Here is a 17,435-nt window from a genome sequence, read left to right as displayed (position 1 = left end):
TTCAAAAGGATTTCAACATGACTAAACCAAAGCATCTTCATCCGGACACGCCATTATTGTTTTCTGATCACCGTAAACCAATGACGCGACGTGAGTTTATCTCAACAGGCTTAGCAAAAGGTGGCCAAGCGATAGCAGGCTTATCGTTAATGAGTATGTTTGCTAACCCAAACCAAGCTAATGCAGCATTGTCTTCTGACTTAGAAGCACTGCGGGACTCTTGCGGTATTAGTGTTCAAGGTGCAGGCAAAATTCCTTTTATTAGTTTTGACTTGGCTGGCGGTGCAAATATCGCAGGTTCAAATGTATTGGTGGGCGGTGCAGGTGGCCAGCAAGATTTCTTATCAACCGCTGGCTATAACAAACTGGGATTACCTGGTGATATGGCGCCATCAATTGCTAACCCTGATGTGGGCATGTCTGATTTTATTAATACAGACTTAGGCTTAGCATTTCATTCTGATTCTGCTTTTTTACGTGGCATTCTAGAAAAAGTCTCAGCAGATACGGCATCACGTATAAATGGTGCCGTTATCCCATGTCGCTCTGACAATGACACCGGTAATAACCCGCATAACCCAATGTATGCCATTGCTGCAGCTGGTGCGAATGGTTCACTGATGCCGTTGGTTGGCTCTCGCAGCACAGATTCTGGTGGCAACTCTATGGCGCCGAATAACTTTATTGATTTAAGTATGCGCCCGACTAAGATTGATCGTCCATCAGATGTGACGGGCTTAGTCGATGTTGGGGACTTATTTAGCTTATTGTCTCAGCGCGATGCCGTCACTGTGATGGAAAGTATTCAGCGTATCAGTGCTCAGAAAATGGCTTCAGTGAATACTCAAGTCACCCGTGACGATGTGATTAAAGATTTAGTCAATTGTGGTTATGTAAAAAGTGCGGATTTAGCAGATAGATTTGGCGATCCTTCAACCTTAAACCCGGTACTCGATCCGGATATTGTTGGCCCTGCGGGCATATTCACGATTAACGAATTTGATTCTGAATCAGAGTTTCAAAAAACCGCATCGATTATGAAATTAGTCGTGAATGGTTTCTCTGGAGCGGGTACCGTCACCATGGGCGGCTTTGACTATCACACAGGTGAGCGTGGCACGGGAGAGCTTCGAGATTTACGAGCGGGTCGTTGTATGGGGGCATGTTTAGAGTACGCTGCCAGACGCAACCAACCATTGATGATGTATGTGTTCAGTGATGGCTCCGTTGCCAGTAACGGCCGCATTGATGAATCAATGGAAGGTCGAGGTAAAGGTGAATGGACTGGTGATAACTCATCAACTGGCGCTTCGTTTTTCTTAGTCTATAACCCTTCAGGTAAACCACAATTGATGGGGGCTAATGCGGATCAAATGGCACAAAACCAACAGATTGGTTTTATGCGCTCAGATGCCTCAGTGGATACCGCATCAGCGCCATCGGCGAATAACGTGAACTTGCTAGTGGATACAGTTTTACTAAACTACATGGCACTGCATGGTGAACAAGGTCAGTTTAATACGGTAGCCCCAAGACAAGGTTTGGGGAACAGCACAATGCTGGATTCGCTGACAGCGTTTCAACCGATTGTTTGATTGAAATGTAGGTTTATTTTGCTGATTAAATTGAAAAGCTTAGAGGTTTTCCTCTGAGCTTCTTGTTTTGGGGTTTGGTTTTAATTTTATGGCAAAGCTAAGGTCAAAAACAAAATTAAAAGACAAGTTGTGGCGCTTCGCCCACTCCAGACTAAAAGGGGGGGGAAATGCGACTCCCTCTTACTTTTCACTAAGAGCTATGCCCCGCAGCTCCGGCGAAATTTAAAAAGCAAAATTTCCAACGGAGAACCATCCAGCTTCAAACTTCATTTTATGCCCGCTTCGGCAAGCTACAAAAATCACTAACGCTTCCGATGGGGCGTCCCTTCCCCTCGAAGGCTAGCCAGACATCCATGTCTGGACTCACGCGATTTTTTGCTTACTTCAATTTAATTGCAGCATTCATAGAAAATCAAAATCAGTTTAAAGCTTTAAATAATGGGTTATGTAACAACAAATGAACTTGCAGGCTCAATAATCTCCGTTGGAAGTGTCCGAATGCGTTGAGCTAATTTGCGTGATGGAGGCAGGACGCCGACATAGCCTCAGTTGAGCCATGGATGGCGAGTCTGAGGTGGTAGTAAATTCGCTCTATAGCATGAGGAGTAACACTTCGTCGGAGCGGCAAGGGATATCGAAAAGGGAAATGCTGTTGTTTCCCTTTCGTCTGGTGTGGGCGAAGCGCCACGACGTTGATCTTAATCCAAACGACGTCTGGAAATAAAGCAATCAAATAGCGCGTCATCGGAATCGAATGATTCCAATTATAGATGCTCGTTTATCCAACTCAATTCTGATAGAGTTCATATTAATCAATAGCTTTGCATTAGTCAGGCTTAAATATTTGGTTTATTGAAGGTGCACGAGCACTATAAAATTTAGTAATACAAGGATGTGTATGAAGTTAATCGACTATTCTCAATATTCAATTGATGAGTTAATAGAGGTAAAAGGTAACATCGACCCTAAAAGTGAAAATTATGAGTCTTTGTTGAAGGAGTTGGCTAATAGAAAGGAAGAAGTTACAACTCATCAAGTTAAAGAAAAAGAGAAAGAGCTAAATATAGCTGAAAAAAGAGTGCAAATTATTGGCTACTTTCAAGTGATAGCAGCAGTTGCAATTACTGCAATCTATTTTTTGTCAGTATTTGATGGAGCAGCTTCCCTGTTAAGCACTCTGGTTACGTTAGTTTTAGTTGCGCTAAATATTGTGGCGGGTATAACGGCAATCAAAGAAAAGTATAAGTACTATTGGCTTTCCATTTTCAATCAAGCTCTACAAATTCCTAATATTGCTATTGGAACCATTTCTGCTAAATACTCAGGTATTGGTGGAGCATATGTTTCAATCAATTTAGCACCTCAAATTTCCCTTGGTGTTGATGCATCATTGAGTCCAGGCTTTTCTCTTTATCAATATACAGCCCCTATGCAATCACAATTTATCGCTATAGATATTCTGGCAATTATCTTTCTTGGTGCATTGATAACCGTTAGCGAAGTCAAAGGTACTACTGACACTAATGAGCCTCCAACTGAATAATAGTTGAGCTTGATTTATTTGGCTGCGGGAGCAGCCAAATCCAAATCAATTAATAATTGCTTTTATTTGCGTCATAAATACATCTTTCAAATTTTACAAATGTGTGGGAGACACAGTCCAAACTGCTCCCAACTTACCCTTTAATCTAATTCTCTTGTAATCCTTTAGACACATGCAAGGTTTGCTGATTATCAATAATAATCGCTTCATATTCTGGCAGCTGGTTAATCAGCGCCATGCCTTCTTGTAAGCCTTTAACAAACACTGCGGTAGACAGGGCATCAACGTAAGTTGAGTTTTTACCAATTATCGATACGCTAACCACTTTTCTGGCTGAGTCACCGGTTTTGGGGTTAATGATGTGATGGTAGCGTACGCCATCTTCAATAAAGTAACGCTCATAATCCCCTGATGTTGAGATGGACTCATCGCTTAACGGTAATTGCACTGCTGTTTTTTCAGCGGCGCGAGGATGTTTAATCCCCACAAACCAAGGGCGGCCGCGTCTGTCGCCTAATAATCCTGTGTCTCCGCCTGCGCTAACGAGTCCATGTTTTATACCTGCTGCTTTAAGTATGGCTAGGCACTGCTTTACTGCATGACCTTTGGCAATGCCACCTAAATCAATACGTACATCTTGATTTTTAAACCGAACACTTGATTGTTGCTTATCTAACATGACTGCTCGGTAATCAATGGCATCAAGCGCTTGGTTGATGTCGGACTTAGCTGGTTTTTGACCTTGACGATAATCATATTGGTAACCGATAGAAGCGTAGGTGATATCAAATGTACCTTGGGTTAACTCGGCGATTTGGCGTGAATCAAGCAGTAAATTAAACAGTTCTTGGTCTACCGTAACTGGGGCTATTCCAGCTTGCTGATTAATGTGACTCAGTTGACTATTTGGCTTGTAAGGACTCATTAACCTGTCGATGCGGTGCATCTCTTGTTCGACCTTTTCAATAAGCTGGGCTGGCGAGTCTGAGATGCTCGAGTGTTCATTTTGTTCAAGCCAAAACTCGACATGCGCTTGAGTTCCCATGACTTGAAAACTTTTTTGATGCCATTGCGCAGTAGCATGGCCTGATAAGCTGGCTGCAAAAAAACAAAGAACAAGAATAAGATAGTTAGGTTTAAACATGACGTGCAGCTCATTTATTTTTATTAGTCACTGTGAGTGCAAGTAGGGTACTGAGTTATACAAGATTTGGCTAGCTGAGATGAAAAATGGTGCAGCTGCAAAGTGTAAAGCAATAAAAAAACGCACTCAATTGAGTGCGTTTAATCTATTCTGTTTCGCTATGTAGCGTGTCAGAATATTAGTGGCGGAACATCGCAGAGATAGACTCTTCGTTGCTTACACGGCGAATTGCTTCAGCCAGTACCGCTGACATAGTCAGTTGGGTTACTTTTTCCACTTTTAACATTTCTGGGCTTAATGGCACAGTATCAGTCACAATCACTTCATCGATAACTGAGTTAGCAATGTTGCTTGCTGCGTTACCTGAAAATACTGGGTGAGTTGCGTAAGCAAATACACGGTTTGCGCCATGTTCTTTTAATGCTTCAGCAGCTTTACATAAAGTACCGCCAGTATCGATCATGTCATCAACGATGATACAGTCACGGCCTTGTACGTCACCAATGATGTGCATGACTTGTGCAACGTTCGCTTGTGGGCGACGCTTATCAATAATGGCTAAGTCAGAGTCATCAAGCAGTTTAGCAACTGCACGAGCACGAACAACACCACCAATGTCAGGTGAAACCACTACAGGGTTATCAAGTTCTTTACCTAACATATCTTCTAGTAACACTGGGCTACCAAATACGTTATCAACAGGCACATCAAAGAAACCTTGAATTTGCTCTGCGTGTAAATCACAAGTTAATACGCGGTCAACACCAACACTTGATAAGAAGTCTGCAACAACTTTCGCGGTAATTGGTACACGTGCGCTACGTACGCGACGATCTTGGCGAGCATAACCAAAGTATGGGATAACGGCAGTAATACGACCTGCAGATGCGCGACGTAATGCGTCAACCATAACGATAAGTTCCATTAGGTTGTCGTTAGTCGGTGCACAAGTAGACTGAATGATAAATACATCAGCACCACGTACGTTTTCATTGATTTGAACACTGATTTCACCGTCGCTGAAACGGCCTACTACTGCATCGCCAAGTTTGCAAAATAAACGGTCGGCTATTTTTTTGGCTAGTTTAGGGGTAGCGTTACCAGCAAAGAGCTTGATATCGGGCACTTTATGAACCTCAGGTGTTGGCTTTAATGTTAGTGGCTAAAGATGAACTAAATTGACCGAAATCGTCGGTTAAGTTTAGTCAATATCATCTTTAGAAGATAAATTTTAGCTTTGGCTTAAACGGCTCACTAAAGGTGATTGATTTAAGCCTTTTGCAACAAAACCTTGCATAGAATCAGGCAGTTGTGCCAATGCATCTAGTGCTGTTTGTTGCTGTTTGAACTCTCCGAAGACGCATGCGCCAGTTCCGGTCATTCTTGACGGCGCATATTCTACCAGCCAGCTTAATGCATTGGCAACTTGAGGGTGCTTTTCTGCGACCAACTTCTGACAATCATTTGTCCAACTTTTCTGCATTAAAGTAGTTAGCTCTAATTTAGGGGTGTTACGTGGTAAGTGCGGATCTTGAAAGATAGCTTGCGTCGATACATGCACATCAGGGACGATAACTAAATAATAGTATTCAGTGGGTTCAACTGGTAATAGTTGCTCGCCAACACCTTCTGCGAAAGCTGAAAAACCATTAATAAAAACAGGGACATCCGCTCCAAGTTTTAAGCCAATTTCAGCTAGCTTTTCCAGTGGTAAATCGAGTTTCCAGAGCTTATTTAACGCGATTAACGTGGTCGCAGCATCAGAAGAGCCGCCGCCTAAACCGCCTCCCATTGGTAAGTTTTTCTGCAACCAAATTTCAGCGCCGCCATCATAATTGGCATATTCTTGTAATGATTTTGCGGCCTTTAGAATTAAGTTATCTTTTTCAGCGACAACTTTTGATAATTCAGAGTGTATCTTGATGCTGCTATTTTCTGTTGGTAAAAAGTCCAGATAGTCACAGCGATCGATAAATTGAAATAAAGTTTGGAGTTCGTGATATCCATCGGCACGTTGCCCAGTGATATGCAAAAACAAATTCAGTTTTGCCGGAGCTGGCCAATGGGTTGAAATGGCTGAGTTTTGGCTATTGGTTGTCATAAAGCGCTTCTGTATTCTTGTGTTATAAAGGGATATCAATAGGCGCAAGCGCTTGCCATTGATTAATTTGAATCTTAATACGCACATCTGCACGAGTTATTTGCAACAACTTTGGTACCATTGCACCGCTTTGTTGTTGGTAGCTTATATATTCTACTTGCCAACTTTCACCCAACTCAGGACTGGTAAAAGCGCTAATACTACCGTCATCATTATAACTGTCGACGATGTCATCGTTTGTGACTTGACCTGTTATCCAAAGCGGCAGTTTATTCAATGGAATTTGCATACCACTGACTTGGCCAATTAGGCGCTGTGGATCTGTATCTGTATAGGTTTTACCTTGAACAGTAATGGTGGCTAGTCCTTGTTTAGAGGTTAATGACAAGGCTGTCGTGCCAATCATCGTCGTTAAAGACAGCTCATCGTGCGGTTGAGATAAAAGATTGTCATGAAACCAAAAAAGGTTTGTGCTGAATTTGTCGGTTGATGAACGAAAGGCCAGTTTACCTTGTATTTCCCATGCCTTGGCTTCATTGGCTTGGGTAACATCAATATTTGACAGCGTATGAGGCGGCTTTACCGAACAGGCACTGAGGAATAAACAGCACAGTAATAGTATGCGCTGGGGAGTAAATGTTAAATATTGCAAGTGACTATGCGCCCTAAATAGAGTGTTGCTTTATAATACTGACCATAGTCTGCATTGTAAAAACAGCTTTGCGCTTTTTGCATTTTTATTAGCCAATAGAAGTAAATATCGAAAGATTACTATGCATGTTAGGGATTTACCTGCATCATAAACATTAATGAAATTGGTCTAATTTCCTATGGTTTTGTTAACAAGATAGAATAAATAGAAAAAATATAGACAATTATTCGGTTTTGTTAAGCCAATTGTGTTTTTCATTTTTGCAATTCAGTAGAATAGCCTAATTAATGATCCCGCGAAGAACTTAAAACGAGTCACATGAGCCTAGTAGCAATCGGAATAAATCATAAAACCGCCACGGTAGACCTTCGTGAGAAAGTCGCATTTTCACCAGATAAAATTCATGATGCCATGAAGAGTCTGGCGAGTCGCACAAGCTCAGGCGAAGCCGTGATTGTGTCGACATGTAATCGCACCGAGCTTTATTGTAATAATGGCTCGAAAGAAGACATTATTGAGTGGCTTGAAGATTATCATAACCTCACGCACGAAGAGCTCATGCCGTGTGTATATAGTTATGAAAACCATGAATGTGTTAAACATTTGATGCGTGTATCTTCTGGTCTTGATTCATTAGTCTTGGGTGAACCGCAAATTTTAGGTCAAGTGAAACAAGCTTTTGTGAAAGCAAAAGAGGCAGGTACCACTGCGGTAACGATTGACCGTTTGTTTCAAAACACCTTCTCAGTGGCGAAAAAAGTCCGCACCGAAACTGAAATTGGCGCTGCAGCTGTATCAGTGGCCTTTGCCGCTGTTAGTATGGCAAAACACATTTTCTCTTCGCTTAGTACCACCAATGTCCTGTTAATTGGTGCCGGTGAAACCATTGAGCTTGTCGCAAAACATTTAAAAGATAATGAAGTTGCCGGTATTGTTGTAGCAAACCGGACAGTTGAACGTGCACAGGCCATGTGTGAAGAGTTCAATGCAACAGCAATTACACTACAAGAAATTCCAGACTATCTACCTAAAGCCGATATCGTGATATCCTCTACCGCCAGTCCGTTACCTATATTAGGTAAAGGCATGGTAGAAAAGGCGCTAAAACAACGTCGACATCAGCCAATGCTGCTAGTTGATATTGCAGTTCCTAGAGATATAGAAGCAGAAGTTGGCGAATTAGACGATGCTTTCCTTTATACTGTGGACGATTTACACAGTATCATTGAACAGAACATGGCTTCACGTAAAGAAGCCGCCGAGCAAGCAGAGATAATTGCTGATGAGCAAGCCCATGTATTTATGGAGTGGGTACGTTCATTAGAGTCTGTAGATAGTATTCGAGAATACCGAAGCCAGAGTTTGGCAATAAAAGATGAATTAGTAGAGCGCGCCTTGAACAAATTGACTCAAGGTGGTGACAATGAACAGGTGATTTTAGAGCTGGCAAACCGGCTAACCAATCGCTTAATCCATGCACCAACACAAGCGTTAACTTCTGCTAGTCGTCAAGGAGACTTGAATACCTTAGGCCAATTACGCGTCACGCTTGGTTTAGATAAAAATTAAGGTAACAAAGCTAAAATGAAAGAGTCGGTTATTCGCAAGCTGGAAGGCTTGCTTGAACGTAATGAAGAAGTGTTGGCATTACTCAGTGATGCAGAAGTTATTGCGGATCAAGACCGCTTTCGTGCTTTATCAAAAGAATTTTCTCAATTAGAAGATATCGTTAAAAGCTTCACTGCATTCCAAGAGGCGCAAGAGAATCTTGAGTCAGCTAATGAAATGTTAGCTGAGGACGATGCAGAAATGCGCGAAATGGCGCAAGAAGAAATCAAAGAAGCAAAATCAGAAATTGCACGTCTTGAAGACGAATTGCAAATTTTATTACTGCCTAAAGATCCTAATGATGATCGTAACGCCTTTATTGAAATCCGTGCTGGTGCCGGTGGCGATGAGGCCGCGATTTTTGCTGGCGATTTATTCCGTATGTACTCTCGTTACTGCGAATCTAATAAATGGCAAATGGAAATCATGAACGCTAACGAAGGCGAACATGGTGGATTTAAAGAATTAATCGTACAAGTTACTGGTGAAGGCGTTTACGGTAAGCTTAAATTTGAATCAGGCGGACACCGTGTTCAACGTGTACCTGAAACTGAATCACAAGGCCGTGTTCATACCTCTGCTGTTACTGTTGTGGTACTGCCAGAAATTCCAGAAGCTGAACAAATTTCGATTAACCCTGCTGATTTAAAAGTGGACACGTTCCGTGCATCAGGTGCGGGTGGTCAGCACGTTAACAAAACCGATTCTGCAATTCGTATTACTCACGTTCCTTCAGGGATTGTGGTTGAATGTCAGGATCAGCGCTCGCAACATAAAAACCGTGCTCAAGCGATGAGCGTACTTTCTGCTCGCTTACAAGCGGTTGAAGATGAAAAGCGTCGCAGCGAAGAAGAATCTACTCGTCGTAACTTAGTGGCCAGTGGTGATCGTTCTGAACGTATTCGTACTTATAACTTCCCACAGGGGCGTATGAGTGAGCATCGCATTAATTTAACCTTATATCGTTTAAATGAAATTATGGAAGGTGATTTGAATTCAATCATCGAGCCATTGATGCAAGAAGAACAAGCTGATTTGCTTGCTGCGTTAGCAGACGACTAATTCCAATGATTGATTCCATTGAATAAGGAGTGACGTTGTCACATTCTTCTTTTTCTACCATTGCGGAATCTTTGCAATGGGCCTATAGCCAATTAGTCGACTCGTCAGAGTCGGCTCATATCGATGCAGAAGCTTTGCTTCTGCATTGTCTTAATAAACAACGTAGTTATCTTTACACTTGGCCAGAAAAAGTGCTGACTGCGGATCAATTTAAAGCTTACCAAACGATGATTGAAAAGCGTCAACAAGGGGTTCCTGTTGCGCATATCATTGGTGAACGTGAGTTTTGGTCATTGCCGTTTATTGTAAATGCCACAACGTTAATCCCAAGACCGGATACCGAGATCTTAGTTGAAACGGCATTAAACTTGCCTTTAGCTGACAATGCTAAAGTGCTTGATTTAGGGACAGGCACTGGAGCAATTGCTTTATCGTTAGCATCAGAGCGCCCACAGTGGCACATGACTGCAATCGATAAAATTGAGGATGCTGTAGCGCTTGCAAAAGCCAATCGTGACAACCTTAATTTACCGCATGTTGAGATATTACAATCGGATTGGTTTAGTGCTGTTGAGCATCAAGACTTTAATTTGATTGTGTCTAATCCTCCTTATATTGATGAAACCGATGTGCATCTTGATTTAGGCGATGTGCGTTTTGAACCATCGAGTGCGCTAACTGCGGCAGAACAGGGCTTTGCTGATTTATTTCATATCGCCCAGCACGCGACGAAACACTTATCTAACGGTGGATATCTATTGTTAGAGCATGGTTTTGAACAAGCACTCACGGTTAGACAAAAGCTGATTGATTTAGGTTATGTCAACGTTGCTACAGTACGTGACTTTGGTAGCAATGACCGTTGTACCCTTGGCCAGTGGCGCGGGGAATAAACCTCAGTAAGCTCTGCGCTTCGAATATGTAAGCTATTAGTACGCTAATACGATTAGCGTACTGTCATAGGCTGTTTTTCCTAACATTGCTATCAGGCTGCTTGATGAAGTAAACTAGCGGCCATTTTATCTGTAGAGCAAAGAGAAAAACAATAATGGAAACCTTTTACAGTTTATATCCTGCTGTTAAGCATACGCACTTAACGTTCATCTTTTTAAGTGTGGTATTCTTTATTACTCGCTTTGTACTGCACATGCGTCAATCGCCTGTTATGGACAAGAAGTTTGTCAAAGTTGCACCGCATGTAATTGATACCTTCTTATTATTGTCAGGACTGACATTATGCTTCATGATCAAGCAGTATCCATTTGTAGATGAATGGATGACAGAGAAGTTAATTGCCGTACTTGCCTACATTGGTCTAGGTGTAATGGCATTAAAAGGTAACCGCAATAAATTCTTTAAAATCTTTGCCTTTTTAGGCGCTATTGGATGGCTCGTATTGGCTGCCAGGCTGGCTCATTTTAAACAAGTTGTATTAATGGGTTAATAGAGTTTCATGGCTAAACATCAAATGAATGATGCAGTTAAGATCCCCGAAACTGCATTCGAAATAACGCAACATCTCGGTTTTTCACAAGAAAAAAAAGCACTCTGGGCTTGGTATGAAATTGCAGGTTCAGTGATGAGTTTGCATGTGGAAGATCCGCAGCAACGTTTTGACGGTTTATTACGCTGGTTTTATAACGATCTTGGCTTTTGTGCCCGTGAAGATTATTTCAGTGTCGAAGCGGCAGATTTAGGCAGTTGTATTATGAGCCGTCAAGGTAATAGTACGACTCTGGCAACTGTTTTAGTGTTACTGGCTAAGCAGTTGGACATCACCTTAGATGCTGTTTTGTTGCCGGGGCAAACTGTTGTTCGTTCTCGTATCAATGACGAAATGAAGTACTTTGACCCGCTAACGGGTGAGGCATTAACACGTAACCAACTGCATTTATTAGTGCGTGGTGAGTTAGGTAATGCTGCCCAGATGAAGCCTAAGTACCTTAAAACGGCAACACTTAAGCGTCTGATTTCTCGCATGATACATGAGCTTAAAGCAGGCTGTATTGTGACGCATCAATTTGAGCAAGCGATGGAGTGCTGTAATTTATTATTACAATGGCACCCAGATGATGTGAACTTGAATCGTGAAAGAGCCTTCATTGCACAGCAACTCGGTTGTATTAAAGTGGCAATCTCAGATCTACAGCACTTTGTAGACAGTAGCCCGCACGATCCTGTGACTGAAATTGTTAAAATGCAATTAAAAGAGCTCAGTCAACAGCCGCAAACTTACCATTAACCGACTGACTGCACATCGATATTCAGGCTCATTTTATGAGCCTGAATTTTTTTGTTTCAAATGAGAACCTTGTTAACTAGGACGTGATCAATGTTATCGAGTGAGGTAGTTCAAGCAAACACCATGTAACTGCTGCTCAAAACAAGATTATCGATTACAGTACCAAGCTCATTAGCGATAAAGGCTAATGTAGCAGATATAACAATAATACGATTGACAAAAATAAGTACGATTAAACGTATATAACAATAAAAATATTTCACTATGACATGCATTCGCAAGGGAGATTGTTCATGACAACCAGTCCTATGGTTACTAATGACGCAACAGCATTAGGCCTGTTAGCCGTTATTCTCGGCTTTGTTTTTTATACCAGCTCATCATCAAGTCCATTCTGGCAAAAGTTTTATAAATTCATTCCAGCCTTATTACTGTGTTACTTCTTGCCTTCATTATTAAATACGTTTGGCATTGTCGATGGTGATACCTCAAAGCTTTACTATGTCGCATCCCGTTATTTATTGCCTGCTTGTTTAGTGTTACTGATTTTAAGTGTCGATTTAAAAGCAATTCTCAGTTTAGGCCCTAAAGCCATTGTGATGTTTTTAACAGGCACAGTAGGCATTGTTATCGGTGGCCCCATTGCACTATTAATCATTTCAGCGATAAACCCTGATGTATTAGGTGGTAACGGTCCAGATGCGGTTTGGCGCGGTATGACGACGCTTGCGGGCAGCTGGATTGGTGGTGGTGCAAACCAAGCATCGATGAAAGAGATATATGAAGCGGGTGGTAATATCTTTTCGGTGATGGTCACGGTTGATGTGATTGTGGCTAATATTTGGATGGCTGTTTTATTACTCATGGCCTCAAGAGCTAAACAGATTGATGTTAGAACGGGGGCTGACACCACAGCACTTGAAGCATTAAAAGAAAAAGTAGAAAAGTATCATGCTGAAAATGCCCGTATACCGTCATTACGTGATTTAATGCTGATAGTGGCAATAGGCTTTGGGGTAACAGGGTTAGCTCATTTTGCCGCAGACTTTTTAGGGCCATTTTTTGAAACCAACTATCCTTGGACTCGAGATTACAGCTTAACCTCGAAGTTCTTCTGGTTAGTGGTATTGGTGACATCAATTGGTTTGGCTTTATCATTTAGCCCAGTTAAGCATTTAGAAGCCGCTGGCGCATCTAAAGTCGCGTCGGCGTTTTTATATATTTTGGTGGCGACCATTGGTTTGCACATGGATGTATCAAAACTCGCTGACGAGCAAAACTTGTGGTATTTCGCCATCGGAATTATATGGATGATTGTGCATGCTAGTTTTATGTTACTGGTGGCCAAATTAATCAAAGCCCCATTGTTTTATATGGCAGTGGGAAGTCAGGCAAACGTTGGCGGCGCAGCATCAGCGCCAGTGGTTGCCGCCGCCTTCCATCCAGCTTTAGCGCCTGTGGGCGTATTGTTAGCGGTATTGGGCTATGCTGTAGGAACGTATATGGCATGGTTATGCGGACAGCTATTACAAATTATTGCTGTTTAGCCTTATTATATGGCGCTGGATAACCAGCGCATTGAATGTTGAAAAAGAGAAGTGACTATGGAACAAAAAATCATTGGTTTGAATGAACTTGAAATCGCAAATGACAAACCGTTTGTATTATTTGGCGGCATGAACGTGCTTGAGTCTCGTGATCTTGCTATGTCGATTGCTGAGCATTATGTAGAAGTAACACAAAAGCTAGGCATTCCGTATGTATTTAAAGCCTCTTTTGATAAAGCAAACCGTTCATCGGTCAATTCATACCGTGGACCAGGTATGGAAGAAGGATTAAAGATTTTCGAAGAAATTAAATCAACCTTTAACGTACCTATCATCACAGATGTGCATGAAATTCATCAGTGTCAGCCTGTTGCAGATGTGGTTGATATTATTCAATTGCCAGCGTTTTTAGCCCGTCAAACAGACTTAGTGGTTGCAATGGCTAACACTGGTTCAATCATTAATGTGAAAAAGCCACAGTTTTTAGCGCCACATGAAATGCGTCATATTATTAAGAAGTTTAACGAAGCGGGTAATGACAACATTATCTTATGTGAGCGTGGCTCAAGCTTTGGTTACAACAACTTAGTTGTGGATATGCTAGGCATGGATGAAATGAAGCAATCAGGTTACCCAGTGATTTTTGATGCGACTCATGCATTGCAGCGTCCTGGTGGACGAGAAGATAGCGCTGGCGGACGCCGTGCTCAAGCAACAGAGCTTGCTCGCAGTGGTATGGCGTTAGGTTTAGCAGGTCTGTTTATTGAAGCGCATCCAGATCCCGATAATGCCAAATGTGATGGCCCATGTGCATTACCATTGCATCAGCTTGAAAACTACTTGACCCAAATGAAAGCGGTTGATGATTTGGTTAAGTCGTTTGAGCCGATTGATACCAGTAAATAGATAAGATATGTTTAAAAAGCCCTGAACTTATTGCTAAGTTCAGGGCTTTTTTGTGGCTTAATATTTAAATTTTATTACTTAAAGTTAATGGCTTTTATTCTGAGTAATTGATGATTTATTAGTGTTTTAGTTTGAAATAAGATCAAGGTGGTGGCGCCCCGCCGACACCAGAGCAAGAAGGGTGAAACTGCTCACCCCTCTTGCTTTTCGCTAAGAGCTTCGCCCAGCAGCTCAGGCGAAATTTAAACAGCAAAATTTCCGACGAAGAATCATCTAGCTTTAAACTTCGTTTGTAGTTCTTACGCGTTTTTGCTTAAAACCTTGTTTACTATTTTGAAAACTCTACGTCATGGCACTTTGTTAATATCAGTTTTAGTCATATGAATTTCACACAGGAATTCCAAATGAAGGTTGGAAATAAAAGATGAGCTAGCAAGAGAAACTCATGTGGCGGAGAGCGCAAATATCTCCTTATATTTCTAAAATATTGCGCACTATATCTGACCTTAAAGGACTAGATAGATATACAGTTATCATTTTACACGAATGATTCTTGAGTAAAATGAGCAAAAAGTCGGATTATTTTCGCTCGATAAACTGCTAGTTATTTGATAAGTTGTTGAATCTAAAGTTATTGGTAAAAGGTTGTAGAGACCTCTACATCAAAGCGCTCACTTTTGCGGGCTTGATATTTCAAAAACGGATCTTAAATTTTCAATTTATCAATACTAAACAGTCGGTTGGCTTAGCATGGTTGCTACTAAGCTGAATTTTAGCCGGAAGATTATCGAGCAGCTATACAATAAGCTGTTAACTTTCTTAGGAGAAAATGTGGATTTCCCGAAGTTTAAATATCATCCAGACCCGATTTCGACTGGAGCCATAAAGAATAGCGATGAAATTTGCGAATGCTGCAATGAAGCTAGAGGCTATGTCTATAATTCCATTCTTTACTCCGCAGAAGAAATTGAATTCATTTGTCCATGGTGCATTGCAGATGGTTCAGCTGCTGAAAAATTTGATGGTATGTTTTCTGATAATCATCCCTTGATAGAAGCAGGAGTGCCGGAAGAAGTAATATCCGAAGTATGTGAAAGAACACCTGGTTATAATTCTTGGCAGCAGGAAGTGTGGCAGGCTCACTGCGGAACAGCCTGTGAATTTCATGGAGACGCCAAGAAAAAAGATTTGATAGAGCTAAATGGTGATTCTTTGGAGAGCTTTCTAAAAGCTGAGATGATCAAGCCTGACAATTGGAAAAATATCCTAGAGCACTATAGCAAGGGTGGCAACCCCGCCATTTATAAATTTAAGTGTCCTGAATGTTCAGAAAACATATACACAATGGATTTTACCTAGTGTCAAAAGTTAACAAGCAAAATCAGCTCGACGCAGCTACGCTGCGCGGCTGTTTCGGGCGTTAGAGTGATATCAGAGTGAGACTAACTAAAAAACATGTAGATCCTCTCAGCCGAGGGTACCGAATAGCATCTTTCTTTTTCTTTGTTTGCGCAATTTTGGCTGACATAAGTGTTATTCTTTTGTCATCATATAGTGAGTGGATAAAGCAGGGCTGGATATCGTTGTGGTTTTTATTCTTACTTGCTTCAGGGACCCATGTTAGCGGAAGTATTGCTTTTACAGGTTATGCGCCATGGTATTTGTTATTTGCTCATGGGCAAAAAAATAATAAATAGTTCTCAGATCTCAAGTAGTAAATCACTCTAACAAGGCGCTCAAGAGGGAAAATTTACAGTTGGCTGTTTTCACTCCGTTCAACATTTTAGCCAACAATAAATTTCCCCTTAGCGGGGCGTTATATGCTTTAAGGGAGTTAGATGTTTAAATCAGAGGATGATTACCTTTCCAAACTTTTAGAAAGTGGTGATGTATCACATCAAAAACATGCCGTATTAGATGCAATAGAAAAAGGTGGGGTCTGGGAGGAATGTGTTGAATGGCGCATTTCTACTTATACCGAGACAAGTATTTCCCCTGAAAAATTTAAAGATGAAGACTGGTTTAGAGTTGTGGTCAAATGTGACTATGAATTCAGTTGTGTATGTCCAACTGTTGATCGCGCATTAGAAATGGTAGCTTTATACCAGCAACTCATTTTTAAATTATTTCGTCAAGTTGGCTGGCCATCTTGGGCAACAAGTAACTCTGTTAAACCTGAGTAAGTCAGCATATAACAAGTCATTAAAGCAGGAAAATTTACAGCTATCTGTTTTCACTGCGTTCAACATTTTAGCCAACTATAAATTTCCTCTTAATGAGGCGTTATATGAGTAGAGTATGAAATTAACCTTTGGCACAATTTTATTGTTTTTTAGTATGCAGCTCTTAGCTGATGATTCTCCTAGTTCGATTTTAGATTCATTGTTGGATAAATGCATGAATAAAAGCTCAAGTATTTGTGGGGATGTTTTAGTTGGAGACACTGAAAAAGAAAACATCCTTCTTAGTTTTCTTAATGTAATGAAGAGTAGTGCTGCTTTCGAGGAGTTGTACGTAAAAACATACGGAAAGAAAAAATACGCCGAGCTAATTGACGCATACAGTCTTACAATATCTCCGCTTACAAGTTCTGATTTCCAGCTTCAAAGTACAACCGCAACCAGTGCAACATTTTTAGGAGCTGACAACACGACTCTTTCAATTATAAAAGTACAAGCTGGTTGGGTGATTGACCTTGCAAATTCAACCTTCTCGCCTGGTGGAGAGTCTGGTAATAATGATATGCTAGAATTTGTGAATCTTCTTGCTGGGTCTCATTCTCACTTAATAAAACTTATAAAAAATAATTCATCAGAAAAAGAGGTATTTAAAAAAGGAGGCTTGTATTACTTAGCTTCCATTTATTCACTTCTACCAGACGAACAAAAGCCCCAATTAGATAGTATTTTTAAGGAGCATGATGCAGATGTTACTTCTGTAAAAAAAGAAATACTTAATGGCGCAAGCAATTAAAACTCATATAACAAGAGACTATGGAGTCAATAGCTAATTTCAAGCTTTTGGCGCTTCCCACA

16 protein-coding genes are annotated in these 17,435 nt (G+C 41.1%); 12 read left to right on the top strand and 4 right to left on the bottom strand.

Annotation, left to right across the window (positions count from 1 at the left end; all coding sequences use genetic code 11):
• The first annotated feature begins 17 nt into the window (after positions 1-17).
• Both AB4128_RS16430 and AB4128_RS16425 read left to right on the top strand, forming a co-directional pair.
• Entirely contained in the window at positions 18-1,595 is a 1,578-nt protein-coding gene (locus AB4128_RS16430; RefSeq protein ID WP_282167938.1) for a general secretion pathway protein GspF, read from the top strand.
• A gap of 898 nt (positions 1,596-2,493) precedes the next feature.
• Positions 2,494-3,138, top strand: a complete 645-nt coding sequence (locus tag AB4128_RS16425) for a hypothetical protein (RefSeq protein ID WP_372038320.1) — start codon at positions 2,494-2,496, stop codon at positions 3,136-3,138.
• Between the two features lie 145 nt (positions 3,139-3,283).
• Here the strand turns inward: AB4128_RS16425 and AB4128_RS16420 are convergent, their stop codons facing one another.
• The 4 genes from AB4128_RS16420 to lolB form a co-directional block, all read right to left on the bottom strand.
• Positions 3,284-4,282: an FAD:protein FMN transferase gene (locus AB4128_RS16420; RefSeq protein WP_372038319.1), complete on the bottom strand. Its 999-nt coding sequence runs from the start codon at positions 4,280-4,282 to the stop codon at positions 3,284-3,286.
• 178 nt (positions 4,283-4,460) lie between these two features.
• A complete protein-coding gene (locus AB4128_RS16415) occupies positions 4,461-5,408 on the bottom strand; it encodes a ribose-phosphate pyrophosphokinase (RefSeq protein WP_055026471.1) in 948 nt (315 codons plus the stop codon).
• A 105-nt stretch (positions 5,409-5,513) separates the two neighbouring features.
• Positions 5,514-6,383, bottom strand: coding sequence for a 4-(cytidine 5'-diphospho)-2-C-methyl-D-erythritol kinase (gene ispE / locus AB4128_RS16410; RefSeq protein WP_055026470.1), 870 nt, complete (start codon positions 6,381-6,383; stop codon positions 5,514-5,516).
• A 22-nt stretch (positions 6,384-6,405) separates the two neighbouring features.
• Complete coding sequence (lolB, locus tag AB4128_RS16405) at positions 6,406-7,035, bottom strand: lipoprotein insertase outer membrane protein LolB (RefSeq protein ID WP_055026469.1); 630 nt, start codon at positions 7,033-7,035, stop codon at positions 6,406-6,408.
• A 318-nt stretch (positions 7,036-7,353) separates the two neighbouring features.
• Between lolB and hemA the strand changes: the two genes are divergently transcribed.
• From hemA to AB4128_RS16355, 10 genes are all read left to right on the top strand, one after another.
• On the top strand, positions 7,354-8,604 hold the full coding sequence (gene hemA, locus AB4128_RS16400; protein WP_055026468.1) for a glutamyl-tRNA reductase: 1,251 nt from the start codon (positions 7,354-7,356) through the stop codon (positions 8,602-8,604).
• 15 nt (positions 8,605-8,619) lie between these two features.
• Positions 8,620-9,705, top strand: a complete 1,086-nt coding sequence (gene prfA, locus AB4128_RS16395) for a peptide chain release factor 1 (protein ID WP_055026467.1) — start codon at positions 8,620-8,622, stop codon at positions 9,703-9,705.
• A gap of 35 nt (positions 9,706-9,740) precedes the next feature.
• Complete coding sequence (gene prmC / locus AB4128_RS16390; RefSeq protein WP_055026466.1) at positions 9,741-10,598, top strand: peptide chain release factor N(5)-glutamine methyltransferase; 858 nt, start codon at positions 9,741-9,743, stop codon at positions 10,596-10,598.
• Positions 10,599-10,753: 155 nt separating this feature from the next.
• Positions 10,754-11,149, top strand: coding sequence for a SirB2 family protein (locus tag AB4128_RS16385; RefSeq protein ID WP_055026465.1), 396 nt, complete (start codon positions 10,754-10,756; stop codon positions 11,147-11,149).
• Positions 11,150-11,158: 9 nt separating this feature from the next.
• Positions 11,159-11,947: a SirB1 family protein gene (locus AB4128_RS16380; RefSeq protein WP_372038318.1), complete on the top strand. Its 789-nt coding sequence runs from the start codon at positions 11,159-11,161 to the stop codon at positions 11,945-11,947.
• Between the two features lie 293 nt (positions 11,948-12,240).
• A complete protein-coding gene (locus AB4128_RS16375; protein WP_372038317.1) occupies positions 12,241-13,494 on the top strand; it encodes a DUF819 domain-containing protein in 1,254 nt (417 codons plus the stop codon).
• Positions 13,495-13,551: 57 nt separating this feature from the next.
• Complete coding sequence (gene kdsA, locus AB4128_RS16370; protein ID WP_055026462.1) at positions 13,552-14,400, top strand: 3-deoxy-8-phosphooctulonate synthase; 849 nt, start codon at positions 13,552-13,554, stop codon at positions 14,398-14,400.
• A 750-nt stretch (positions 14,401-15,150) separates the two neighbouring features.
• Positions 15,151-15,759: a CbrC family protein gene (locus AB4128_RS16365; RefSeq protein WP_372038316.1), complete on the top strand. Its 609-nt coding sequence runs from the start codon at positions 15,151-15,153 to the stop codon at positions 15,757-15,759.
• A gap of 479 nt (positions 15,760-16,238) precedes the next feature.
• Positions 16,239-16,583 carry a hypothetical protein gene (locus tag AB4128_RS16360; protein WP_282168135.1) on the top strand — a complete coding sequence of 115 codons (345 nt, stop codon included), beginning with the start codon at positions 16,239-16,241 and terminating at the stop codon, positions 16,581-16,583.
• 115 nt (positions 16,584-16,698) lie between these two features.
• The gene (locus AB4128_RS16355; RefSeq protein ID WP_372038315.1) at positions 16,699-17,373 is read left to right on the top strand and encodes a hypothetical protein; all 675 of its coding nucleotides are present in this window, start codon (positions 16,699-16,701) and stop codon (positions 17,371-17,373) included.
• Positions 17,374-17,435: the final 62 nt, after the last annotated feature.

It is taken from the genome of Shewanella sp. 10N.286.52.A9 (genome assembly GCF_041468985.1).
GTDB lineage: Bacteria > Pseudomonadota > Gammaproteobacteria > Enterobacterales > Shewanellaceae > Shewanella > Shewanella japonica.
This window is presented reverse-complemented; position numbering and strand designations above follow the sequence as displayed.